This window comes from Streptomyces sp. NBC_01017 (genome assembly GCF_045162795.1).
GTDB classification, from domain to species: Bacteria; Actinomycetota; Actinomycetes; order Streptomycetales; family Streptomycetaceae; genus Streptomyces; species Streptomyces machairae.
Genome location: NZ_CP108683.1, coordinates 6,743,648 through 6,765,182, shown reverse-complemented (window position 1 = coordinate 6,765,182; position 21,535 = coordinate 6,743,648). Strand labels below are relative to the sequence as shown.

Here is a 21,535-nt window from a genome sequence, read left to right as displayed (position 1 = left end):
TGGAGGGCGACGCATGACGGATCTCACCGAACTGACCGCCGTACAACTCCTCGACGGCTACCGCAAAGGAGAGTTCAGCCCCGTCGACGCCACCCGCGCGACCCTGGAGCGGGCCGAACGGATCCAGCCGGAGGTCAACGCCTTTGTGCGCCTGACCGCCGAGGAGGCGCTCGCGCAGGCCGGCGCGTCGGCGGACCGTTGGCGGCGCGGCGAACCGGCCGGGCTGCTCGACGGGGTTCCGGTCACCGTGAAGGACATCCTGCTGATGCGCGGCGGGCCGACACTGAAGGGCTCGAAAACCATCTCCGAGACGGGGAGCTGGGACGAGGACGCCCCCTCCGTGGCCCGGCTGCGCGCCCACGGCGCCGTCTTCCTCGGCAAGACGACGACCCCGGAGTTCGGCTGGAAGGGCGTCACCGACTCACCCCAGTCCGGCGTCACCCGCAACCCGTACGACCCGACCCGCACCGCGGGCGGCTCCAGTGGCGGCGCGGCGGCGGCCGTGGCGCTCGGCGCGGGGCCGCTCGCGCTCGGCACGGACGGCGGCGGCAGTGTCCGCATCCCGGCGGCGTTCTGCGGCATCTTTGGCCTGAAACCGACGTACGGCCGTGTCCCGTTGTACCCCGCGAGCGCCTTCGGCACCTTGGCGCACGTCGGCCCGATGACCCGTGACGCGGCCGACGCGGCCCTGCTCCTGGACGTCATCGGCACGCCCGACTCCCGCGACTGGTCGGCCCTTCCGTCGGCGCCGGGTTCCTTCGTGTCGGGCCTGGCCGGCGGGGTGCACGGGCTGCGGGTCGCCTACTCGCCCTCGCTCGGCGGGCAGGTGGCGGTGCGCCCGGCGGTCGCGGCGGCGGTACGGCGGGCGGTGCAGCGACTGGCGGGGCTGGGCGCGTTCGTCGAGGAGACCGACCCCGACTTCACCGACCCGGTGGACGCCTTCCACACCCTGTGGTTCACCGGCGCCGCCCGGGTGACCCAGCATCTGGGCCCGCATCAGCGGGAGTTGCTCGACCCGGGCCTCAGGGAGATCTGCGACACGGGCGCCCGCCTCTCCGCGCTCGACTATCTGGCCGCGGTGGACGTCCGTATGGAACTGGGCCGCCGTATGGGCCGCTTCCACGACACCTACGACCTGCTCGTCACTCCGACCCTCCCGCTCACGGCCTTCGAGGCGGGCGCCGAGGTCCCGAAGGGCTCGGGGCATCGCAGGTGGACGGGCTGGACGCCGTTCACGTACCCCTTCAACCTGACCCAGCAGCCGGCGGCCACCGTCCCTGTCGGCACGGACGGGGACGGTCTGCCGATCGGGCTGCAACTCGTGGCCGCCCGGCACCGGGACGATCTGGTGCTACGGGCGGCTCACGCGCTGTACGAGACCGGTTGGGCCGGGCTCACGCCCTCCGGGACCTGACCGCCGTACCGGTCTCGATCACCTCGAAGGGCGCGCCCGGGCGACGCGTCACTCGAGCCGCCGGAACCTCAGGGACTCTCCCAGCGCCCCCGACCGCCACAGGTCGTTGCAGCCCTGGGCCAGTTCCTCCAGGCCCTCCACGATCTGGCCCCAGACGATGCCGGGCACCCAGCCCACGTCGCCGTTCAGGAGCAGGTTGTTGCGCTCGTAGAACAGGGCCAGGTCGACCACCGTCGTGCCGGGGCGGACCTCACGGTCGTAGCCGTAGGACTTGGTGCCCAGTTCCGTCCCCGAGAAGGCGAAATAGCACAGATCGCCCGGAATGGGGGTGACTGTCGGGTTTTCCAGCGGCGGCTCCGTTTCCGCGAAGGGCGGGAAGAGGGCGTAGATCTCGTTGCGGGCGTACTTGGCGTGGTAGACGTCGCCGGTCAGGGGCAGGGCGTCCCAGACGGCCGCGCAGGTGAGCGGGGCTCGGTCGTCCAGGAGTTTTGCGGTGCAGTGGATGCCCCGCTTGACCAGCGACACCTCGATGAACCGTTCAGTCATGCATCCAAGGGTGCATACATCGCATGGTCTCGGGTAGCCGCGCCGCCATGGCTCCACCTATGGAACATGTCCGAACACAAGTCGAACACAGATCCGGGACCACACGCCGGTCGCTGCTCGCGGGGGTGGCGGCGCTCGGCGCGCTGGGCGCGGCGGGCTGCTCGCGCGTGGCAACGGCCTCCACCAAGGAAGGCGGCGAGCTGCTCGACCGGCTGCGCGCCGCCGGCGTCGTACGGCTCGGCATCGCGGGTGAGATTCCCTTCGGGTACATCGACACGAACGGTGAACTCACCGGTGAGGCGCCCGAGCTGGCGAAGGTCATCTTCAAGCGCCTCGGCGTGGACCGGGTGCAGCCCGTGCCCACCGAGTTCGGGTCGCTGATCCCCGGGCTGAACTCCCAGCAGTTCGACGCCGTCGCCGCCGGGATGTACGTCAATCCCGAACGCTGTGAACAGGTCATCTTCTCCGACCCCGACTACCAGATGCTCGATTCCTTCATCGTGCGCAAGGGCAACCCGAAGGGGCTGCACGACTACAAGGACGTCGTCGAGAAGAAGGCCAAGTTCGCCACCGGGACCGGCTATGCCGAGATCCAGTACGCCGTCGAGGCGGGGTACAAGGAGAGCGACATCCTCATCGTCCCGGACCAGGTCGCGGGGCTGAACGCGGTCGAGGCGGGACGCGTGGACGTCTTCGCCGGTACCGCGCTGACCACCCGTGAGGTCGTCAAGAAGTCGGCCAAGGCGGAGTCCACCAAGGCCTTCGCGCCCCTCGTCGGCGGCAAACCGCACGTCGACGGCGGCGCGTTCGCGTTCCGGCAGACCGAGACCGCGCTGCGGGACGCCTTCAACGTCGAGCTGCACAAGCTGAAGAAGAGCGGCGAACTGTTCCGCATCCTCAAGCCCTTCGGCTTCACCGAGGCCGAGATGACCGACCTCACCGCGAAGGAGCTGTGCGGCGGAGGGAAGAGCGGATGACCTCGGGACTCTGGGAACTCGTACTCCAAGGAATCTGGATCACCGTCCAGCTGCTGGTGCTGAGCACGCTGGTGGCAACGGCGGTCGCCTTCGGGGTCGGCATGGCCCGCACGCACCGGCTGTGGATCGTCCGCTTCCTCGCGGGCGTCTACACCGAGGTGTTCCGCGGGACTTCCGCCCTGATCATGATCTTCTGGGTGTTCTTCGTGCTGCCGGTCGCGTTCGGCTGGCAGTTGGTGCCCCTGTGGGCGGGCACGCTGGCACTCGGGCTGACCTACGGGGCGTACGGCGCCGAGATCGTGCGCGGCGCCCTCAACTCCGTCGACCCGGCGCAGCGTGAGGGCGGCATCGCGCTCAGCTTCACGCCGTGGCAGCGGATGCGGCTGATCCTGCTGCCGCAGGCGATACCGGAGATGATCCCCTCCTTCAACAACCTGCTGGTGGAGCTGCTCAAGGGCACCGCACTGGTGTCCGTCATGGGCATGGGCGACCTGGCCTTCAGCGCCAACCTGGTGCGCCTCGCGCTCCAGGAGAGCGCGGAGATCTACACGTACGTCCTGGTGATCTACTTCGTCATCGCCTTCCTCCTCACGCGGGGGATGCGCGGACTGGAACGCAAGCTCAAGGCCGGTGTGGGCAAGTCCGTCGGGCGCACACCCGACCAGGAGCTGCACCGTCCTGAAACGACCGGCGTCGGCGCGGGAGGTGCTCTCTGATGACCTGGGACTGGGGCGCTGTCGCCGACTTCATGCCGCGATTCTGGGACGGACTGCTGCTCACCCTGCAGATCCTGGCCCTCGGCTCGCTGATCTCGTTCGGGCTGGGCCTGGTGTGGGCGCTGCTGATGCGCGCACCGAGCCGCTTCGTGCGCTGGCCGGTCGGGGCGGTCACGGAGTTCATCCGCAACACCCCGCTGCTGGTGCAGCTGTTCTTCCTCTTCTACGTGCTGCCCGAGTGGGGCATCACCGCCTCGGCGCTGACCACCGGCGTCTTCGCGATCGGGCTGCACTACTCGACGTACACGATGCAGGTCTACCGGGCCGGCATCGAAGCGGTGCCCGTCGGCCAGTGGGAGGCCGCGACGGCACTGAACCTGCCGGTGACCAGGACGTGGCGGGTGGTGATCCTCCCGCAGGCGATCCGCCGGGTCGTGCCGGCACTCGGCAACTACGTCATCGCGATGCTCAAGGACACACCCATCCTGATGACGATCACGGTCATGGAGATGCTCGGCCAGGCGCGGCTGTTCGCGCAGGACACCTTCCAGTTCACCGAGCCCCTGACGGTCATCGGTGTGGCCTTCATCCTCATCGCCTACCCGGCCTCCCTTCTCGTACGAGCCCTGGAGCGACGCCTTGTCCGCTGACACCCCTCTCATGAAAGATCCCGACGCGAGCGCCAACCCGCCGGTGGACGGCAGCGAACTGATCCGCTTCGACCACGTCACCAAGCGCTTCGGGTCCAACACGGTCCTCGACGGCCTCGACTTCTCGGTCGAGTCCGGCAAGCACGTCACCCTGATCGGCCCGTCCGGCTCCGGCAAGACGACGATCCTGCGGCTGCTGATGACCCTGCTCAAGCCGGACGAGGGCAGCATCACGGTGGCCGGGGACAAGCTCTTCCCGGCGCCCGAGAAGCAGGTCCGCGAGGTCCGCAAGAACATCGGGATGGTCTTCCAGCAGTTCAACCTCTTCCCGAACATGACCGTGCTGCGGAACATCACCGAGGCCCCGGTCACCGTCCTCGGTCTGTCCAAGGACGAGGCGGAGGCACGCGCCCGCGAACTGCTCGACCTGGTCGGCCTCGCCGACAAGTGCGACGCCCGCCCGACCCAGCTGTCCGGCGGCCAGCAGCAGCGGGTGGCGATCGCGCGGGCACTGGCGATGCGGCCGCAGGTGCTGCTGCTCGACGAGGTGACCTCCGCGCTGGACCCGGAGCTGGTCGTGGGCGTCCTCGATGTGCTGCGGGACATCGCCCGCACCACCGACATCACCATGCTCTGCGTGACCCACGAGATGAATTTCGCCCGGGACATCTCGGACCAGGTCCTGATGTTCGACTCCGGCCGGGTGATCGAGTCCGGCAGCCCGGAGAAGATCTTCAACGACCCCGAGAACAACCGCACGAGGGAGTTCCTCAGCGCTGTGCTGTGACTTCGGGACCGGCCAGTGACGTGGGCATATGCCAGAGTGCTGGTACGCAGTTGAGGGCGTCGCAATCTCGTCAACAACCGCTCACTACCAGCCTCTTGCCCGTTATCGTGAAGGAGATTGGCTGACACGAACCCGGCCCAATGAGAAGCGACGTGCGACCGCAGGGGGAACCGTGGCGCTGCAGCACGAGCCGACGACGCCGTACCACTCGGCCCAGGACGCCCTGCGCGTCCTGGAGACCGTGGCGCGGCACAGCACCGGAGTCACCGACGCCGAGCTCGCCCGGCACACGGGCATCGAACCCGAGCGCCTGACCGGCCTCCTGCTGATGCTGCGCCGCGAGGGCTACGTCGAGCAGGTGGCCGACGGCGCGTACGTCACGGGCGAGGCCCTGGCCCGCCTCGGCTCCGCGCAGGGCCGCGAACAGGCCCTGCGCGAGAACCTCCAGCGCACCCTGGACCGGCTGCGCGACTCGGTCGGCGCCGCCGTCTACATCAGCCGGTACATCGACGGCGAGGTCAAGATCGACCAGTACGCGGCGGGGCCGGCCACCCCCGTGGTCAACGAGTGGGTCGACTTCCGCTTCTCCGCCCACGCCACCGCGATCGGCAAGAGCCTGCTCGGCCAGCTCGATCACAACGGCCGGCGCGATCATCTCTCCCGCCACAAGATGGCCCGCCTCACCTCGCGCACGATCACCAGCGACCGGGTCCTGCTCTCCCGCCTGGAGTCCCAGCCGCCGACGGTCCCCCACCTCGACCTCCAGGAGTACGCGGTGGGCACGGTCTGCGCGGCGGTCCCGATCACGGCCGGGTCGTCGGTGGGCTGCCTGGCCCTGTCGCTCCCCGTCGAGCACGCCCACCGGCTGCGCCAGGCGGCGGACGCCCTGAACCGGAACGCGGCGCCGGTGCTGCTCAGCCTCGCCATCTGACGGTGGTCGGAAGCACCCCCGCGGACCAGGTAGTATTTTCTCCGTCGCCAGCCGCGAGAGCACGAAATGCGCGGTCGGCGCGAGTCATGCGCCGCTAGCTCAGTTGGTTAGAGCAGCTGACTCTTAATCAGCGGGTCCGGGGTTCGAGTCCCTGGCGGCGCACCGGTGAAGGGCCTCTCGTGGGAGCGGGAGGCCCTTCGGCGTTTTCCAGTCTCCGATACGTCCGCTCGCCGGGCGGCCGCCACCACACCGGGTCGGCGCACCGCACGCCGTCCGTCCGCAGCCGCGCCCGGTGAATCTTGTTCGTGGCCGTGACCGGCATCCGCTCCACCACCCGCACGAACCGGGGCGCCATCTTGGTCCCGAGATCGGGCTGAGCGGCCAGGAAGTCCGCGAAGGCCACCGGATCGAAGGTCCCGGCGATCGTCGCCATCACCTGGTCCCCGGTCACCGGATCGGGCACGGCGTACACGGCGACGGCCACCGCCCCCTCGTACCGCGCGAGGATGTTCTCGATCATCGCGGCGGCCAGGTTCTCGCTGTCCACGCGGATCCGGTCGTCCGTGCGGCCGGCGAAGTAGAGATAGCCGTCACGGTCCCGGTAGAAGAGATCACCGGTCCAGTACCAGCCGTCCCGCCGCCGCTCGGCCTCCGCCTCGGGATTGCGCCAGTACCCCTCGAAGGGGTTCGGCCCCCGGTTCACCAGCTCCCCTATCGCCTCCTCGCCGTTCAGCAGCCGCCCGGCCGGATCGAAGACCGCGGGCGGGCACTCCTTCCGCGTCCGAGCGTCCAGGACGACGAGCCCGGGCCCGGCCCGGCCCACCGCCCCCCGGGGAGCCCCGGGCACCCACGGGATCGCGGCCCCGCCCTCGGAGGAGCCGTACCCCTCCACCAGCCGCACCCCGAACCGCCGCTCGAAAGCCATGGCGTCCTGTGCCCCCGCCTCCGTCCCGAAGCCGAGCCGCAGCGGATTGTCGCGGTCGTCCGGACGGGGCTCGGTGGCGAGGAGGTACTGGATCGCCCGGCCGACGTAGGTGAAGTACGTCGCCCCGTACGCCCGCACGTCCGCCAGGAATCCGGACGCCGAGAACCGCCGCCGCAGCGCCACGCCCGCGCCGGCCGTGAGGGCGGGTGCCCAGTCGGCGATCACGGCGTTGCCGTGGAACATCGGCATGCAGACGTAGTGCACGTCGTCGGGCCGGACGCGGAACTGGTCGGCCAGCGAACGTCCGGCGGCGGCCAGTCGTCCCTGGGTGCAGATCGCGGCCTTGGGGGCGCCGGTCGATCCGGACGTGAAGTAGAGCAGGAGCCGGTCGTGCGGGGCGGCACGGGAGGCGTCGGGCCGCGCGCCGGCATACGGGGCGAGCAGGGCGTCGTACTCCGCCGAATCGGTCAGCAGCAGGCGTACGCCGGGCAGGTCGAGGCCGGTGAGGAGGGGCAGGTGGGCCCGCTCGGTGACCAGTACCCGGCACTCGGTGTGCAGGATGTCGCGGGCGAGTTCGGCGCCGCGGCGGGTGGGGTTGATCCCGGCGACGGCGGCCCCCGCGAGGGCGGCCGCGCTCAGCCACAGGGGGTACTCGGGGGTGTTGTCGAGCAGCACCCCGATGTGCGGCTCGGCGCCGGGCGGCAACAGGTCGGCCAGCAGCGCCGCCCGGACGGCGGCCCCGGCCGCCATCTCGTGCTGCGTGAGCGTCCCGCCCTCGAACCACAGCCCCGGCCGGTGGTCGTCCCACCGTGCCGCCACGAGCTCCGCGACCGTGCGTCCCGTAGTGGACTCCATGGCGGCGCACGGTAGTTGATGGTCCGTCAGATGTGGAGGGTCAGAAGCCGCTCATCGGGTCCATGCCCGAGGACATGTCCGAGTAGGTGCTCATGAAACCGGCGCAGAACACCACGACCACCCCGAGGAACACGAGGATGCCGACGGTGGCCGCCGCCTGCCTGGCGTGGCCCGGCGCATGGGCCGTGGCCACCACCTGAGCGCCCTCGGCGTAGTGGACGGTGACGAGGTCGCCCTCGACCCTCGTCCCCGGCCCGCCCTCCTCCTCGAACCGGACGAGGCGGCCGTCGCGCGCGACGAACTCGTACACATGGTGCAGGGTGGTGTGCACGGACGTGTTGCCGTGACCGCCGCTCACGGTCGTGTACGACCGCAGACAGCGCGCCTGCGCGGTCAGCCCGCTGTTCCACGCCCTGCGCATCTGCAGTGAGCGGAAGACCACCCGGTACGCCACGAAGAGGGCCACGGCCATGATGAGGCCGGGTATGACGTAGAAGATCGCGTCCATGGTTCGTCCCCCGAGGTCGGTGCGCCGACCCCGATGGGCCGGCGTGGGAGTGATCTACCCACGCCGGCCGGGGTTCTGACTCAAGAGAACCTCAGAACGTGACGTCCGAGCAGGCGTAGAACGCGTTGCTCGTGTCGGCGATCGTCCACACCGCGAGGATGACGTGGTGGCCGCTCAGCCCGGACGGCAGCCTGCCACTGTGCGAGAGCGTGGACGGCGGCCGCTGCCCGTTGTACGGGACCGTGAAGAACGGCGTGAGGTTGAGGTCGGACCGGGACAGGTTGTGGTTCTCGTTCCAGCCCGGCTTGGTGACGTAGTACCGGAAGTCGGTCGTGGCGTGCATGGCCGTGAACTGCCACCGGAAGGTGTAGTTCTGACCGCCGGTCACCCTGGTGGTGGGCCAGGCGCCGCCGGACGGCGCCTTCGGCGCGCTGAGCTGGCTGAACTGGCCCAGCCCGCCGTTGCATATCGACCCGTCGGCCGGGCCGGAGCCCGGGAAGCCCTTGGGGCCCTCGACGCTCTGCGGCTCCCACTGGATGGAGCCGCAGTTGGCCACGGTGCCGTTCTGACAGAGCTTCTGACGGCTGATGGGGAGGTCGGTGTAGCCGTGGCTGGACGCGCCTCCGGCGGAGAGCACGAGGGCTCCGGCCGTGGTCAGTCCGAGTGCGGCGGCGGACAGCTTGGTCTTTCTGCGCATGCTGCTGCTCCTGGGAACGTGGGGGAAGTTCGGCGAGCTTGCAGGTCTAGACCAAGTCTCAGATTATTGCTGACTGTTGAACATGTCCATACCAATCGAGGAACACGTTCGACGTACCGTCACGTTCGCGCCGTCAGACGGCCGTCTCCCCCCGCCCCGCGCAGAACGCCACCGTCAAGTCCTTGACCAGTGCCTTGCGTTCGTAGTCGTCGAGATCGACCAGGCCCCGCATGGTCAGTGTCGTCACCGTGTCCTCCACCGAGTCGACGACCGAGGTGAGCATGGTCGCCCGGGCCTGCGCGTCCAGCGCGGCGAGACGGCGGCGGTGCATGGCGGCGGCGACCTCGGGGGCGTACTCCACCCGCACCGGCCGCACCGAGAACACCTCCAGCCCGACCATGCCCGCGTCCCGCACGACCGTCCGGGTCAACGCGTCCGCGGTCACCTCGGCGGAACCCCGCGTGGCACCCGGCATCTCCACCGGCACCCGGGCGAGCGCCGCCTCGACGCACTCGCGCAAGTAGAGCTCGTGGTCCTCCACCCCGAGCGTCGCCCGCGCGGTGTCCTTCACCCGCCACACCACCAGGACCACCGCCCGCAGCGCGACCCCGTTGCCGTCGGCCGCCTGCATCGGCTCGCTGCGCCAGTGCCGCAGCCGTACGTCGACCCGGCGGCGCAGCAGCAGCGGGTTGACCCACAGCAGGCCGGTGCGCCGGACCGTCCCCTGATAGCGGCCGAACAGCCCGAGCACCCAGGCCCGCCCGGTCCGCCCCCGCGCGAGCCCGCCCAGGCCGGCGCACCCCAGAACTCCGGCCCCCGCGTACGCCGCCCACTGCGCGGGCCCCAGTCCGGCACCCGCGGACGCGGGCAACCGCAGTGCCTCCACCGCCAGCTGCGGCAGCACCCCGGCCCACCACGAGGTGGCCAGGCATCCGGCCGCCCCGCAGGCACCGGCGAGCACCCCCGCCGCCCCGGGCAGCACCCGCGCGGGCCGCTCCACCAGGTCGGGGTCGACCTCCGGCCCGGGACGCGGCTTCGGCTGCATCGGACGGCGCAGGCGCGGCTGTTCCCCCGTGCCCTGCCGACGCGCCACGACGGTCGGCCGGAGCGGCACCGACACCGGTCCCGCTTCGTCGCGGAACAGCAGATGGACGGGGATCTCGGTGGTCACCTCGTTCTGGATCAGCCGCGCGGGCCGGGCAGGCACGTCGGCCGGCCCCTCGAATCCCGCGAGCCCCTCGGGTTCGGGCGTGTGAGAAGTGGTCGTGGTCATGGGTGCCTCCAGCCTCCGCGCCAGATGCGTCACAGCAGTGGTTGTCGGATTGCGGCGTTACGAGAAGAGCCGCCGCCAGGTCTCGGGCCCCGGAAGGCCGTCCGCAGCGCCGCCCCGCCAGCCCTGGGCACGCTGGAAGGCCTCGACGCCCCGCCGGTCCGCCTCGCCCCAGCGCGGTCCCGGCCCGGTCTTGTAGTGCTTGCCGAACCCCTTCTGCACCAGCTGCCTGCCGAGCCGGATGACGTACTCGTTGTCGGCGCCCGGCCGGAACATCGCCCGCCCCGGATAGCCCGGCACGCCGTGCGACGCCGGCTGCGCGGGCTGCGCGCGCCCGGCCCCGTCCGGCACGTCCTTGCCCTTGCCCGTCACCAGCAGCAGCCACGTCTGCGGCCCCGGCAGCCCGTCCGCGTCCTGGCCGCGCCAGCCCTGCGCCTGCTGGAAGGCCTGCGTGGCCCTGCGGTCCGCGTCCGTCCAGCGTGAGCCGGGGCCGGACGTGTAGTACCGGCCGGCGCCGCGCTCGACGAGGAGGCGGCCCAGCCGGTCGACGTGCTTGTTGTTGGCCCCCGGGCCGAAATACGCCCGTCCCGGGTACGGCGTCGCACTCTGCGGGGCCCCGGGCATGGGGGTGGCCGGCTGGGTGATGGTCGGCTGGCTGGTGGCCGACTGGGTGGTGTCCTGCTTCGTGGTGTCCTGCTTCGCGGTCTCCTGCTTCCCGGTCTCCTGCTTCCCGGTGGCCGGATTCGTATCCGTCGTGGCGGTCTTGAGCCCCTTGTAGCGGTAGGGCACATAGCGGTCGGAGTGGCTCGAGTAGGCGTACGGAGTGGTCTTCCGGCGGGCGTGCGGCGGTGTCGACTCGTAGGCGACGTAGTAGGTGTGCGTGTGGTCCGTCCAACCGCCGAAAATGACGACGTGCGAGCCTTTCTCGGGGTTAGCCGGATTGTGGAACAGCAGAATGTCGCCGGGCTGCAGATCCTTCTTGGCGATGCGTACGCCGTACTCGTGGAGGCTGCCGGTCCATTCGTTTCCGGGCAGGTTCCAGGCCATCGAGACGAAGCCCGAGCAGTCCTGCCGGTATCCGTCCGACCAGTACTTGGACATGCTGTACGGAACCTTCGCGGTGACCCATTTCTTGGCCCGCGTGATGATCTCCGCGCGGGTGGTCGCGGGTGTCTTGACCGGGCCGACCGGGGCGACCGGGGTGACCGGCTGTCCACTCGGCCCGTGCAGCGGGGCCCGGGCTCCCTGGGGTGTAGGGGGCTCGTCACCTGCGGGAACGCCCGGACGTTCGGTGACGTGGGGGGCGGCCAGAGCCGGGGCCGTATGGCCTACGGCGAGGGTCGTGGAGGCGGCTGCGGCCAGGATCAGCGCCCGGTGGGCGGCCGGGTGGCGGCCGGTCGTGGAATGCGGCAGAACGCGTCTCCAGTGAACGCATCCCGGGCAGTCGCAGTCACTCGCAGGATCGAATTCCTCGAATACCGGAGTCCGAGTCTCCATGCGATTCCCCTCACACTCCAGTTGGATATCTCCGCGGCAGTACACCCCGTCAGTCTCACAACTGTCTTCCGGACTCGCATGTTGACGGTCCGAATGGTTTACGCCCGCCCCGGAGCCCCCGGCCGCCCCGTCCTCACGGGCCGGACCACCCCCGCAGGTCATGTAGAGTTACGCCGTCAGCAAGCGCCGCTAGCTCAGTTGGTTAGAGCAGCTGACTCTTAATCAGCGGGTCCGGGGTTCGAGTCCCTGGCGGCGCACAGACGGTGAAGGCCCTTCGCGACTGCGGGGGGCCCTTCGCATTTGAGGTGAGTCCGCCCGGACCCTCCGGGGTGCGGCTGGGGGTCCGGGGGTCAGCCCCCGGAAGATGCAGCATCAGCGGGTCCGGGGTTCGAGTCCCTGGCGGCGCACCGACAGTGGAAGCCCCTCGTGCAAGCGGGGGGCTTTTCGCGTGTTTGGCCGGATACTCTCTGGTCATGGCAGCGCGTGACCTCCAAGAGCGGATCAAGAAGCTCATCATCGACCGCCGGCTGGCCTCCGGGGCCCCGCTGCCGACGGAGCCCGAGCTGATGGCCCATCTGGGTGCCAGCCGCAACTCCGTGCGCGAGGCGCTCAAGGGGTTGCAGGCGATGGGCATCGTCGAGATCCGGCACGGCTTCGGGACGTATGTCGGGACCATGTCACTGGCGCCGATGATCGAGGGCCTCGCCTTCCGCACGGTCGCCGGGCACTACCGGGGCGAGGACACCCTGCTCCAGCTGGTGCAGCTGCGGGAGGCCGTGGAGACGGGGCTGGTGTCCCGGCTCGCGGGGCGGCTCCCGGATGCCGACCTCGTTGAACTGGATGCGCTCGTCGACCGTATGGAGGAGCAGGCCGCGCGCGGCGGTGACGGCATCGCCGACACCGACCGGGCGTTTCACGCCACCCTCTACCGGGGGCTGGACAACGCGCTGCTGGGCGAGGTCATGGAGGCGTTCTGGGACGCCTTCCACCGCGTCCACACCGATCTCGGGGGTGCCCCACAGGATCCGCTGGTCACGTGCCGGCAGCACCGGGAGATCGTGGACGCGGTGCGGTCGGGCGATGCGATACGGGCGGAGGGAGCCATACGAGAGCACTTCGGCAACATCCGCGCACGGGTATCCACGACGGGTACACAACACCCCCACAGGTGCCACAATGAGCGCGTATGACCGGTAAACACCTCGTTTCGCATCTTGCGATCATGCGGAACGGCGTAGAACTCTGGTGATTGGTTTTTCAAGATGCTGCGCATACGCGGCAGTTGGGGGGCAAGGAGCCGGTTGCCGGTTTTCGCCGGGGGGTAGGGGCCCCGTTCATGACCGCATGCCGAGGGGGGCATGATGCAACCGGAAGGTCGCTGTTCCATGTCTAAGGTGTGGAAGACGTGGTGACTGCGGCCCACCACTGATACGTCTGTGAAGGTCGAGGGGGACCGGAGCAGCCGTCAAGGAACCGACAGACACGTGGGGTTACCCGCGTGTGGGGGGATGACTCATGACGTCGACGCCGACGGGCGCCCGGCAGAACTTCGACCCGTCTCAGACCACCCAGCTAAGGGTGCCTTCGCATACCCGGACCGGCGCGTTCCGCCGGATCAAGAAGACGCTGCCGAAGTACGACTACGAGCACTACAGCCGGCTGGCCGGTCCCCTCACCCAGCCCGACCCGGACAAGCCGTACCGGGTCGAGTACCGCTCACTGATCTCGCAGGAGCCGCACCGGATCAGGGTCGCGCTGATGCTGGCGGCCGCTCCGCTGCTGTCGCTGGTCCTGCTGTTCTGGCTGCTGCAGCCGGAGCACTGGACCGAACGCGACTATCCCGCCTTCGACTTCCTGCCCGCGCTCGACATCGTGATGCTCGTCTCGATCGGTCTGATCGAGTTCTTCCGCTGCATGAACGTGCTGTCGAACGCGCACGCCACGCTCGTCGCCCGCGACCCGATCCCGGTGGTTCCCGAGACCGGCACGAGAGTGGCCTTCCTGACCTCCTTCGTGCCCGGCAAGGAGCCGCTGGAGATGGTGACGAAGACCCTGGAGGCGGCCGTGAAGCTGCGCCACCGGGGCCTTCTGCACATCTGGCTGCTCGACGAGGGCGACGACCCGGAGGTCAAGGAGGTCTGCAAGCGGCTCGGCGTGCACCACTTCTCCCGCAAGGGCGTCGCCAAGTGGAACCAGGCCAAGGGCCCGCACCGCGCCAAGACCAAGCACGGCAACTACAACGCCTGGCTCGACGCCCACGGCGACGACTACGACTTCTTCGCCTCGGTCGACACCGACCACGTGCCGCTGCCGAACTACCTGGAGCGGATGCTCGGCTTCTTCCGCGACCCGAACATCGGCTTCGTCATCGGCCCGCAGGTGTACGGCAACTACGACAACTTCGTCACCAAGGCCGCCGAGTCCCAGCAGTTCCTCTTCCACGCCCTCATCCAGCGCGCCGGCAACCGCTACGGCGCACCGATGTTCGTGGGTACGTCGAACGCCGTACGCATCAAGGCGCTCCAGCAGATCGGCGGTCTGTACGACTCGATCACCGAGGACATGGCGACCGGCTTCGAGATCCACCGCCACAAGAACCCGGCGACAGGCAAGAAGTGGCGCTCGGTCTACACGCCGGACGTGCTCGCCGTCGGTGAGGGCCCCAGCGCCTGGACGGACTTCTTCACCCAGCAGATGCGCTGGTCGCGAGGGACGTACGAGACGATCCTCAAGCAGTACTGGAAGGGCTGGTACTCGCTGCCGCCGAGCAAGCTCTTCAACTACACGATGATGATCATCTTCTACCCGATGTCGGCCCTGAACTGGATCCTGGCGGCGCTGAGCTGTGCGCTGTTCCTGGGCCTGGGCGCCTCGGGTGTGAACATCGACCCGACGATCTGGCTGATGCTCTACGGCAACGCCTCCGCGCTCCAGATCGGCCTGTACGTCTGGAACCGCCGCCACAACGTCTCGCCGCACGAGCCCGAGGGTTCCGGCGGCGTGGCCGGCATGGTGATGTCCGCGCTGTCGGCGCCGCTGTACGCGAAGGCCCTGATCGACTCCGCGCTGCGCAAGAAGAGCAAGTTCGTGGTCACTCCCAAGGGCGACTCCGCGAGCCCCGACAGGTGGTTCGGGACCTTCCGTTACCACTGGTACTTCATCGGAATCTTCGGCGCCTCGATCACCGCCGGTTTCATGTACGGCCACTCGCACCCGGCGATGATCATCTGGGCGACGTTCGCCATGCTGATCACCGCGACGCCGATCTTCGCCTGGCGCTACATGCTGCGGCAGGAGAGCAAGAAGCCCGCCGCGACGGTCCCGGCGCAGCCTGTGCCGGCCCAGCCCGCGCCGTACCAGCCGGAGACGCAACCGCTGCCCGCGCAGCACGCGTCCCATGCCCCGCACGCGGCCCACGCGCCGCAGCACAAACCGAGTTGGGCCGCCTCGTCCGGCAGCGGCACCGACCAGACCATGCAGATTGCCCTTGGTGGACTTGGGGGACGTAAGGAATGAACGACCGTGCAGGCCGCCGCCGCGCCCGTCGACTCGCGATAGGTACGGCGGTGGTGCTCGCGCTGGCCGGAATGAACGGGCCGTGGCTGTATCGCGTCGGCACCGAGAAATACCACCAGTACCAAATCAACAGACCCGAGTACAAAGCCGAGAACGGCAAGTGGGAGATCGTCGAATTCCCCGAGGAGTACCGCCTCAACACGATCCACGCGGCGCTCCTGCACACCGGCAAGGTGCTGCTGATCGCGGGCTCGGGCAACAATCAGGACAACTTCGACGCGAAGAAGTACGACACCCGGATCTGGGACCCGGTCAAGGGCACGATCAAGAAGGTGCCGACGCCGAACGACCTGTTCTGCACCGGCCACACCCAGCTGTCCAACGGCAACCTGCTGATCGCGGGCGGTACGAAGCGGTACGAGAAGCTCAAGGGTGACGTCACCAAGGCCGGCGGCCTGATGATCGTCCACAACGAGAACCCGGACGAGCCGATCACGCTGCCCGCGGGCACCAAGTTCACCGGCAAGGAGAACGGCAAGACGTTCGTCTCCAAGGACCCGGTGCTGGTGCCGCGCGCGAAGAAGGTCTTCGACAAGGCGACCGGCGAGTTCCTGCGCAACGACCCCGGTCTCGGCCGGATCTACGTCGAGGCGCAGAAGAAGGGCGCCAAGCACGAGACCGGCACCCAGGACAACTACCGGGTCCAGGGCCTGTCCGGCGCCGACGCGCGCAACACGTACGGCATCGCGCAGAAGCTCGCCCTCGACAAGAAGGACTTCCAGGGCATCCGGGACGCCTACGAGTTCGACCCGGTCGCCGAGAAGTACATCAAGGTCGACCCGATGCACGAGGCCCGCTGGTACCCGACGCTCACCACGCTCGGCAACGGCAAGATCCTCAGCGTCTCCGGCCTCGACGACATCGGCCAGCTGGTACCGGGCAAGAACGAGGTGTACGACCCGAAGACCAAGAAGTGGACGTACCTGACGAAGGTGCGGCAGTTCCCGACGTACCCGGCGCTGTTCCCGCTGGAGAACGGGAAGATCTTCTACTCGGGTTCGAACGCGGGCTACGGTCCCGACGACGTGGGCCGCGACCCCGGCATCTGGGACGTCGACACCAACAAGTTCAGCAAGCTGCCCGGGCTGAGCGACCCCAAGCTGCTGGAGACCTCCGGCACGGTGCTGCTGCCGCCCGCGCAGGACGAGAAGTACATGGTGATCGGCGGCGGTGGCGTCGGCGAGTCCAAGGAGGCGAGCGAGAAGACGCGGCTGATCGACCTGAAGGCCGACGGTCCGAAGTTCGCGGACGGGCCTTCGCTGGAGAAGGGCACGCGGTATCCGCAGGCCTCGGTGCTGCCGGACGACACCGTGCTGGTGTCGGGTGGCTCCGAGGACTACCGGGGCCGTGGCGACTCCAACATCCTCCAGGCGCACCTCTACCGGCCGGGCGCGAAGGAGTTCGACCGGGTCGCCGATCCGCTGGTGGGCCGTAACTACCACTCGGGGTCGATCCTGCTGCCCGACGGCCGTGTGATGTTCTTCGGCTCGGACTCGCTGTACGCCGACAAGGCCAACACCAAGCCGGGCAAGTTCGAGCAGCGGATCGAGATCTACACGCCGCCGTATCTGTACCGGGACGCGCAGCCGTCGCTGTCGGGCGGTCCGCAGACCATCAAGCGGGGCGGGACGGGCACGTTCACCTCGCAGCACGCCTCGTCCATCGAGAACGTACGGCTCATGCGGCCGAGCGCGTCGACGCATGTCACGGACGTGGACCAGCGGTCGGTGAAGCTGGACTTCAAGAAGTCCGGTGACAAGATCACGGTGGATGTGCCGACGAACCGGAATCTGGTTCCGTCAGGCTGGTACATGCTGTTCGTGACGGACGATCAAGGGACTCCGTCGAAGGCGCAGTGGGTAAGAGTGCCGTAGATGCCGTAGCGCTCCCGCACCTTGTTCTTCGGGTGCGGGAGCGCTGTGGCTTGTCGCGCAGTTCCCCGCGCCCCTAGGACGTTGCCTTCGCGAGACCCAAGGCGTACTGGGCCCACCACTCGCCCGCCTTCGGGCCGCCCTTGCACTCGCCGTCGGACTCGCCGGGGCGTTTGACCCAGACGTACGCGTCCACCAGCGGGTCCGACGTCTTGGTGGTCGGGGTTTCGCCGAGCGCGCGGCCCGGCGGGTTGCACCAGCGCTCGTCCGGGTTGCCCTCGGTGTAGGGGCCGTTGCCGTTGCGGCTGGTGTCGATCAGGAACGGCTTGTTGCCCACCTTGGCGGAGAGCTCCTTGCCGTACTCGATCGAGTCCTCGGTCGTGTAGAAGTTGGAGACGTTGACGGAGAACCCGTCGGCCTGGTCGATGCCCGCCCGCTTCAGGGGCTCGAAGATCTGGTCGGGGTGACCCCAGCCGACGTTGCCCGCGTCCACGTAGACCTTGGTGTTCTTCAGGGACTTGAGCTTGGTGATGGCGCCCTTGAGGAGGTCGTAGCGCTCCTCGTGGAACTCGCCGGGGGTGCAGCCGTCGACCAGGTGCAGTACCGCGTCCGGCTCCAGGATGACCGTCGTGTCCCGGTCCCCGATGCCCTTGGCCACGCCGTCGATCCAGGTCCGGTAGGCGTTGCCGTCGGCGGCGCCGCCCTGGGAGTACTGGCCGCAGTCGCGGTGCGGGATGTTGTAGAGGACCAGCAGGGCCGTACGGCCCGCCTTGTCGGCGGCCTCGGTGAAGCCGAGTGCCTCCTGCTCGGGGCTCTCCGGGCCGATCCACTCGCCCGTCGGCTGCTCCGCTATCTTGCGGATCTCCTCGGCGTCCTCCTTCTTGCCGGCCTTCACGTAGGCCGCCACCTGCTCGGCCGCGTTCCCGTCCGGGTTCACCCAGAACGGGTCGGTCTCCTTGGGCTGTTGGCTGATTCCGGCGCCGGCGTTGTCGTCGGGGTCGTCGCCGTCCCCGGAGGACGAACAGCCCGCGATCAGCAGCGCCGCCCCCAGCACCACCGCGGACGTCCGCGCGCGAGCCCCCCGCCAGGCCCCCCTGTTCAGGTACATCCAGCTCCCCCTCGGGTGCACTGTTCCAAGTCTCAATCCTGACATACGTGTCGTGGGGCACACGAGTTCGCCGAGCCTTGTCGGGGAGCTGTTACAGCCACTATGACGGCTGCGACATCGACAGGGGACACAGGGGAAGGGGAGGGCGCGGTCATGCACCGGAGGACCCGGGAAATACGGCTGGCAGAGGCGTTGGTGGAGTCGGCGGACACGCTCGTCGACGGCTTCGAGGCCGCGCACTACTTATCGGGCGTCGCCGACCACTGCGTGGGGTTACTGGCCGCGCGGGGCGCGGGGTTCATGCTGATCGACGACGGGCGGGCGGTGTCGCTGGCGGCGGGCGGCGCGGACCGGGAGATCGCCTTGGAGCTGCTGCGGGCCCAGTACACCGGCGGGCCCTGTCCGGACAGTTACAGCTCCGGGCGGCCGGTGCCGCCGGTCTCGATCAGGGCGGCCCGGACGGACTCCCGCTGGCCCGAGTTCACGGAGCGGGCGCTCGCCCACGACATCGCCACGACGTACGCGGTCCCGCTGCGCCGCCGGGGCCGGCTGCTCGGCGCGCTCAACGTCTTCGGCGCCGCCCGCGCCGGCGACTCCCCGTCCGAGGACGGTACGACGCTGCGGCTGGCGCAGCTCCTGGCCGACTGCGCGGCCCTGGGGCTGGAGAACAACACGACGTACGTCCAGTGCCGCACCCTCGCCGGTCAGTTGCAGCAGGCGCTGTCCAGCAGGGTGCGCATCGAACAGGCCAAGGGCATGCTCGCCGAGCGCTGGAGCACTCCCGCGGACCACGCCTTCGTGGCGATGCGGCAGTACGCACGCCGGCGCCGACTGCCGCTGGACCGGGTCGCGCAGGAGGTCATCGACCGGGTCGCGGACGACGCCGAACTGCGCCGGGAGGCGGGCCGTGCGGACGACGAGGGACGCGCGTAGCACCCCCGCGGACTTTCTCTGGGCCCCGGCCGCCATCCGCTCTGGAGTCGTTTCCGGACGACCCCAGCCCCCGGTCGGACGAGCCCCCCAGGCCGTCACAGCCCCGACCCCGTGAGGTACGCCGAGACGATCACGTTCGCGGTGTAGGTGCGGGTCGTTCGGTCGAAGGTGCCGCCGCAGGTGAGGAGGCGTAGTTCGGCGCGGCCCTGGTGGTGCGTGCCGTAGGCCTGGTGGGCGTCGAAGCGGTTGCGGGGGACGACGTCGACGTCGTCCACGGTGAACTCGGCGACCTTGCCGTCGTCGCGGAGCACCCGCACCGTCGCGCCCGGCTTCAGCGTGCGGAGACGGTGGAAGACGGCAGGGCGGCTGTCGGTGTCGACGTGGCCCACCATCAGGGCGGCTCCGACGGCTCCGGGCCTGACGCCGGCCGCGTACCAGCCGACCTCGCCGGCCTGGGCGTAGGGCGGTGGATCGATGGCTCCGTGCCGGTCGAGGCCCCGGGCGGCCACCGGTGCCTGGATGCCGAGCCCGGGGATGTCGAGGCGTTGCGGCAGAGCGTCTCCCAGCGGCCTTGCGGCGGGCGGCAGGTCCACCTGCGGAGGCCGGCCGACCGCGGCGACGTCGCCGGCCACGGGTGCGGAAATGCCCTGTTGTACGTCGGTGACCTCGCGCCCCCACAGCCACAGTCCGAGCAGCAGCACGGTCCAGGCCACGCCCATGAGCAGCCGGCCCCCGTAGGCGGGGCGTTCGTGCTCGGCCATGGTCAGTGCGGCCTGCGCTGCTCGCGGCTGCGGCGGGCGCTGCGCAGCGCCACGGCGGTCGCGGCGACGCCGGCGAGGATCAGCCCGGTCACGGTGTGCGCCGTGCCGGGTCCGGCCTCACGGGCGTCCACGACGGCGAGCCGTGCGGTGCCACCGCCGCCGGCGGGGACGGGCGCCACGGGCGAGGCGTGGCCCGACGGCTCCGCCCCGTGCCGCGCGCCCTGCGGCCCGGCGACCGTGACCGGGCCCGTGCGGGACGCCTCCCCGCAGGCGACCTTGACGTCGTACGTGCCCGCCCCCAGCGTGGAGCGGATGCGGCTCTCGCCGGTGAGGGTGCCGTCCGCGCCGACGGTGAGCCGGGCGTCGGCGACGAACGCCTCGGAGACGGCCTTGGCGGCCCGCTCCGGGCATCCGCTCACTCGTAGCGCGACGTCCCCGCCCGGGCGGGGAGACGACGGGCTGACCGAGACACCCCCGTCCGCCGCGTATGCCGCCGGAGTGGCCGCGACCGCGCCCAGAGCGGCCATCGCACAGAGAGTGACCCGCAGTGATCCCATCGTGAACCTCCAGTTACCTGGAGACTCCCCCCGGGGCACCGGCCCCGCATCCTCAGCGGGGCCGCACTGCTCCGTACGGGTCGTGTTGCACCCCGTTTCCCCGTCCCCGGGTTTCAGATCCGGTCGACGAGGTCCGCGATGGACTCCACGACCTTGGACGGCCGGTACGGGAAGTTCTCCACCTGCTCGGGCCGGGTCAGCCCGGTGAGCACCAGGAACGTCTGCATCCCGGCCTCCATGCCGGCCAGCACGTCGGTGTCCATGCGGTCGCCGATCATGGCGCTGGCCTCGGAGTGGGCCCCGATGGCGTTCAGGCCGGTCCGCATCATCAGCGGGTTCGGCTTGCCCGCGAAGTACGGCTGCTTGCCGGTCGCCTTGGTGATCAGCGCGGCGACGGCGCCGGTCGCGGGCAGCGGGCCCTCGGTCGAGGGACCCGTCTCGTCGGGGTTGGTGCAGATGAAACGGGCGCCGGCGTTGATCAGCCGGACCGCCTTGGTCATGGCCTCGAAGGAGTAGGTGCGGGTCTCGCCGAGGACGACGTAGTCCGGGTCGTGGTCGGTGAGGATGTACCCGATGTCGTGCAGCGCCGTGGTCAGGCCGGCCTCGCCGATGACGTACGCCGAGCCGCCCGGGCGCTGGTCGTCGAGGAACTGGGCGGTGGCCAGGGCCGAGGTCCAGATGTTCTCGATCGGCACTTCCAGGCCCATGCGGTTCAGCCGGGCGTGCAGGTCGCGTGGGGTGTACATCGAGTTGTTGGTGAGGACGAGGAAGGGCTTGCCGGACTCGCGCAGCCTCTTGATGAAGGCGTCGGCGCCGGGGATCGGTACGCCCTCGTGGATGAGCACGCCGTCCATGTCGGTGAGCCAAGAATCGATGGGCTTGCGGTCTGCCATGTTGCTGTGCTCCTGGCCTGCGTACGGGATGAGCTGGGGGCGCCGGAACCACGGCGTACCGAC

General features: G+C 69.7%; 20 protein-coding genes and 2 tRNA genes. 12 read left to right on the top strand and 10 right to left on the bottom strand.

What is annotated here, in order from left to right; genetic code table 11:
* The first annotated feature begins 13 nt into the window (after positions 1–13).
* Entirely contained in the window at positions 14–1,414 is a 1,401-nt protein-coding gene (locus tag OG331_RS31035) for an amidase (RefSeq protein WP_406202271.1), read from the top strand.
* 48 nt (positions 1,415–1,462) lie between these two features.
* Here OG331_RS31035 and OG331_RS31030 read toward each other — a convergent pair whose 3' ends face one another.
* Positions 1,463–1,960 carry a DUF3830 family protein gene (locus OG331_RS31030; RefSeq protein ID WP_406202269.1) on the bottom strand — a complete coding sequence of 166 codons (498 nt, stop codon included), beginning with the start codon at positions 1,958–1,960 and terminating at the stop codon, positions 1,463–1,465.
* Positions 1,961–2,007: 47 nt separating this feature from the next.
* On the opposite strand from OG331_RS31030, the gene ehuB reads away from it, so the two are divergent.
* The 6 genes from ehuB (at position 2,008) to OG331_RS31000 (ending at position 6,183) form a co-directional block, all read left to right on the top strand.
* Positions 2,008–2,937, top strand: coding sequence for an ectoine/hydroxyectoine ABC transporter substrate-binding protein EhuB (gene ehuB, locus OG331_RS31025; protein ID WP_406210389.1), 930 nt, complete (start codon positions 2,008–2,010; stop codon positions 2,935–2,937).
* Positions 2,934–3,653 carry an ectoine/hydroxyectoine ABC transporter permease subunit EhuC gene (ehuC, locus tag OG331_RS31020; RefSeq protein WP_383239146.1) on the top strand — a complete coding sequence of 240 codons (720 nt, stop codon included), beginning with the start codon at positions 2,934–2,936 and terminating at the stop codon, positions 3,651–3,653. Before ehuB ends, ehuC begins: the two co-directional genes overlap by 4 nt.
* Positions 3,653–4,303 carry an ectoine/hydroxyectoine ABC transporter permease subunit EhuD gene (gene ehuD / locus OG331_RS31015; protein WP_406202267.1) on the top strand — a complete coding sequence of 217 codons (651 nt, stop codon included), beginning with the start codon at positions 3,653–3,655 and terminating at the stop codon, positions 4,301–4,303. Before ehuC ends, ehuD begins: the two co-directional genes overlap by 1 nt.
* Positions 4,304–4,313: 10 nt before the next feature.
* Positions 4,314–5,090: an ectoine/hydroxyectoine ABC transporter ATP-binding protein EhuA gene (gene ehuA / locus OG331_RS31010; RefSeq protein WP_406202265.1), complete on the top strand. Its 777-nt coding sequence runs from the start codon at positions 4,314–4,316 to the stop codon at positions 5,088–5,090.
* Positions 5,091–5,262: 172 nt separating this feature from the next.
* Complete coding sequence (locus tag OG331_RS31005) at positions 5,263–6,021, top strand: IclR family transcriptional regulator (protein WP_406202263.1); 759 nt, start codon at positions 5,263–5,265, stop codon at positions 6,019–6,021.
* Positions 6,022–6,109: 88 nt separating this feature from the next.
* Positions 6,110–6,183 (top strand) — tRNA-Lys (locus OG331_RS31000).
* On the opposite strand, the gene OG331_RS30995 is transcribed toward OG331_RS31000, so the two are convergent.
* From OG331_RS30995 to OG331_RS30975, 5 genes are all read right to left on the bottom strand, one after another.
* Positions 6,149–7,801, bottom strand: a complete 1,653-nt coding sequence (locus tag OG331_RS30995; RefSeq protein WP_406202261.1) for a long-chain-fatty-acid--CoA ligase — start codon at positions 7,799–7,801, stop codon at positions 6,149–6,151. The genes OG331_RS31000 and OG331_RS30995 overlap by 35 nt on opposite strands.
* 40 nt (positions 7,802–7,841) lie before the next feature.
* The gene (locus tag OG331_RS30990; RefSeq protein ID WP_406202259.1) at positions 7,842–8,309 is read right to left on the bottom strand and encodes a hypothetical protein; all 468 of its coding nucleotides are present in this window, start codon (positions 8,307–8,309) and stop codon (positions 7,842–7,844) included.
* Positions 8,310–8,400: 91 nt separating this feature from the next.
* Positions 8,401–9,006: a lytic polysaccharide monooxygenase gene (locus tag OG331_RS30985; RefSeq protein ID WP_406202257.1), complete on the bottom strand. Its 606-nt coding sequence runs from the start codon at positions 9,004–9,006 to the stop codon at positions 8,401–8,403.
* A gap of 133 nt (positions 9,007–9,139) precedes the next feature.
* Entirely contained in the window at positions 9,140–10,279 is a 1,140-nt protein-coding gene (locus OG331_RS30980; RefSeq protein ID WP_406202255.1) for an SPFH domain-containing protein, read from the bottom strand.
* A gap of 57 nt (positions 10,280–10,336) precedes the next feature.
* The gene (locus tag OG331_RS30975) at positions 10,337–11,773 is read right to left on the bottom strand and encodes a peptidoglycan-binding protein (RefSeq protein WP_406202253.1); all 1,437 of its coding nucleotides are present in this window, start codon (positions 11,771–11,773) and stop codon (positions 10,337–10,339) included.
* 183 nt (positions 11,774–11,956) lie between these two features.
* On the opposite strand from OG331_RS30975, the gene OG331_RS30970 reads away from it, so the two are divergent.
* From OG331_RS30970 to OG331_RS30955, 4 genes are all read left to right on the top strand, one after another.
* Positions 11,957–12,030 (top strand) — tRNA-Lys (locus OG331_RS30970).
* Positions 12,031–12,246: 216 nt separating this feature from the next.
* A complete protein-coding gene (locus OG331_RS30965; RefSeq protein ID WP_363037603.1) occupies positions 12,247–12,963 on the top strand; it encodes a FadR/GntR family transcriptional regulator in 717 nt (238 codons plus the stop codon).
* Between the two features lie 325 nt (positions 12,964–13,288).
* Positions 13,289–15,289, top strand: a complete 2,001-nt coding sequence (locus OG331_RS30960; protein WP_406202251.1) for a glycosyltransferase family 2 protein — start codon at positions 13,289–13,291, stop codon at positions 15,287–15,289.
* Positions 15,286–17,223, top strand: a complete 1,938-nt coding sequence (locus tag OG331_RS30955; protein ID WP_406202249.1) for a galactose oxidase-like domain-containing protein — start codon at positions 15,286–15,288, stop codon at positions 17,221–17,223. The genes OG331_RS30960 and OG331_RS30955 overlap by 4 nt, the downstream gene beginning before the upstream one ends.
* 73 nt (positions 17,224–17,296) lie before the next feature.
* Here the strand turns inward: OG331_RS30955 and OG331_RS30950 are convergent, their stop codons facing one another.
* Positions 17,297–18,328 (bottom strand): glycoside hydrolase family 6 protein, encoded by a 1,032-nt coding sequence (locus OG331_RS30950; RefSeq protein ID WP_406202247.1) that lies wholly within the window; start codon positions 18,326–18,328, stop codon positions 17,297–17,299.
* A gap of 153 nt (positions 18,329–18,481) precedes the next feature.
* On the opposite strand from OG331_RS30950, the gene OG331_RS30945 reads away from it, so the two are divergent.
* The gene (locus OG331_RS30945) at positions 18,482–19,261 is read left to right on the top strand and encodes a GAF and ANTAR domain-containing protein (RefSeq protein ID WP_406202245.1); all 780 of its coding nucleotides are present in this window, start codon (positions 18,482–18,484) and stop codon (positions 19,259–19,261) included.
* A gap of 95 nt (positions 19,262–19,356) precedes the next feature.
* On the opposite strand, the gene OG331_RS30940 is transcribed toward OG331_RS30945, so the two are convergent.
* The 3 genes from OG331_RS30940 to OG331_RS30930 form a co-directional block, all read right to left on the bottom strand.
* Positions 19,357–20,022 carry a class F sortase gene (locus tag OG331_RS30940; protein ID WP_406202243.1) on the bottom strand — a complete coding sequence of 222 codons (666 nt, stop codon included), beginning with the start codon at positions 20,020–20,022 and terminating at the stop codon, positions 19,357–19,359.
* A gap of 2 nt (positions 20,023–20,024) precedes the next feature.
* The gene (locus OG331_RS30935; RefSeq protein ID WP_406202242.1) at positions 20,025–20,579 is read right to left on the bottom strand and encodes a hypothetical protein; all 555 of its coding nucleotides are present in this window, start codon (positions 20,577–20,579) and stop codon (positions 20,025–20,027) included.
* 113 nt (positions 20,580–20,692) lie between these two features.
* Positions 20,693–21,472 carry an HAD-IIA family hydrolase gene (locus OG331_RS30930; RefSeq protein WP_406202240.1) on the bottom strand — a complete coding sequence of 260 codons (780 nt, stop codon included), beginning with the start codon at positions 21,470–21,472 and terminating at the stop codon, positions 20,693–20,695.
* Positions 21,473–21,535 lie beyond the last annotated feature (63 nt).

What these genes read in the sequence shown, in the direction of transcription:
- OG331_RS30955 (WP_406202249.1), top strand. Translation starts at nt 15,286, where the DNA reads ATGAACGACCGTGCAGGCCGCCGCCGCGCCCGTCGACTCGCGATAGGT.
- OG331_RS30940 (WP_406202243.1), bottom strand. Translation starts at nt 20,022, where the DNA reads ATGGCCGAGCACGAACGCCCCGCCTACGGGGGCCGGCTGCTCATGGGC.
- OG331_RS30985 (WP_406202257.1), bottom strand. Translation starts at nt 9,006, where the DNA reads ATGCGCAGAAAGACCAAGCTGTCCGCCGCCGCACTCGGACTGACCACG.
- OG331_RS30960 (WP_406202251.1), top strand. Translation starts at nt 13,289, where the DNA reads ATGACGTCGACGCCGACGGGCGCCCGGCAGAACTTCGACCCGTCTCAG.
- OG331_RS30990 (WP_406202259.1), bottom strand. Translation starts at nt 8,309, where the DNA reads ATGGACGCGATCTTCTACGTCATACCCGGCCTCATCATGGCCGTGGCC.
- OG331_RS30935 (WP_406202242.1), bottom strand. Translation starts at nt 20,579, where the DNA reads ATGGGATCACTGCGGGTCACTCTCTGTGCGATGGCCGCTCTGGGCGCG.
- OG331_RS30980 (WP_406202255.1), bottom strand. Translation starts at nt 10,279, where the DNA reads ATGACCACGACCACTTCTCACACGCCCGAACCCGAGGGGCTCGCGGGA.
- OG331_RS31035 (WP_406202271.1), top strand. Translation starts at nt 14, where the DNA reads ATGACGGATCTCACCGAACTGACCGCCGTACAACTCCTCGACGGCTAC.
- OG331_RS30975 (WP_406202253.1), bottom strand. Translation starts at nt 11,773, where the DNA reads ATGGAGACTCGGACTCCGGTATTCGAGGAATTCGATCCTGCGAGTGAC.
- OG331_RS30950 (WP_406202247.1), bottom strand. Translation starts at nt 18,328, where the DNA reads ATGTACCTGAACAGGGGGGCCTGGCGGGGGGCTCGCGCGCGGACGTCC.
- ehuB (WP_406210389.1), top strand. Translation starts at nt 2,008, where the DNA reads ATGGCTCCACCTATGGAACATGTCCGAACACAAGTCGAACACAGATCC.
- OG331_RS30930 (WP_406202240.1), bottom strand. Translation starts at nt 21,472, where the DNA reads ATGGCAGACCGCAAGCCCATCGATTCTTGGCTCACCGACATGGACGGC.
- ehuD (WP_406202267.1), top strand. Translation starts at nt 3,653, where the DNA reads ATGACCTGGGACTGGGGCGCTGTCGCCGACTTCATGCCGCGATTCTGG.
- OG331_RS30995 (WP_406202261.1), bottom strand. Translation starts at nt 7,801, where the DNA reads ATGGAGTCCACTACGGGACGCACGGTCGCGGAGCTCGTGGCGGCACGG.
- OG331_RS30965 (WP_363037603.1), top strand. Translation starts at nt 12,247, where the DNA reads ATGGCAGCGCGTGACCTCCAAGAGCGGATCAAGAAGCTCATCATCGAC.
- OG331_RS31030 (WP_406202269.1), bottom strand. Translation starts at nt 1,960, where the DNA reads ATGACTGAACGGTTCATCGAGGTGTCGCTGGTCAAGCGGGGCATCCAC.
- ehuC (WP_383239146.1), top strand. Translation starts at nt 2,934, where the DNA reads ATGACCTCGGGACTCTGGGAACTCGTACTCCAAGGAATCTGGATCACC.
- ehuA (WP_406202265.1), top strand. Translation starts at nt 4,314, where the DNA reads ATGAAAGATCCCGACGCGAGCGCCAACCCGCCGGTGGACGGCAGCGAA.
- OG331_RS30945 (WP_406202245.1), top strand. Translation starts at nt 18,482, where the DNA reads ATGCACCGGAGGACCCGGGAAATACGGCTGGCAGAGGCGTTGGTGGAG.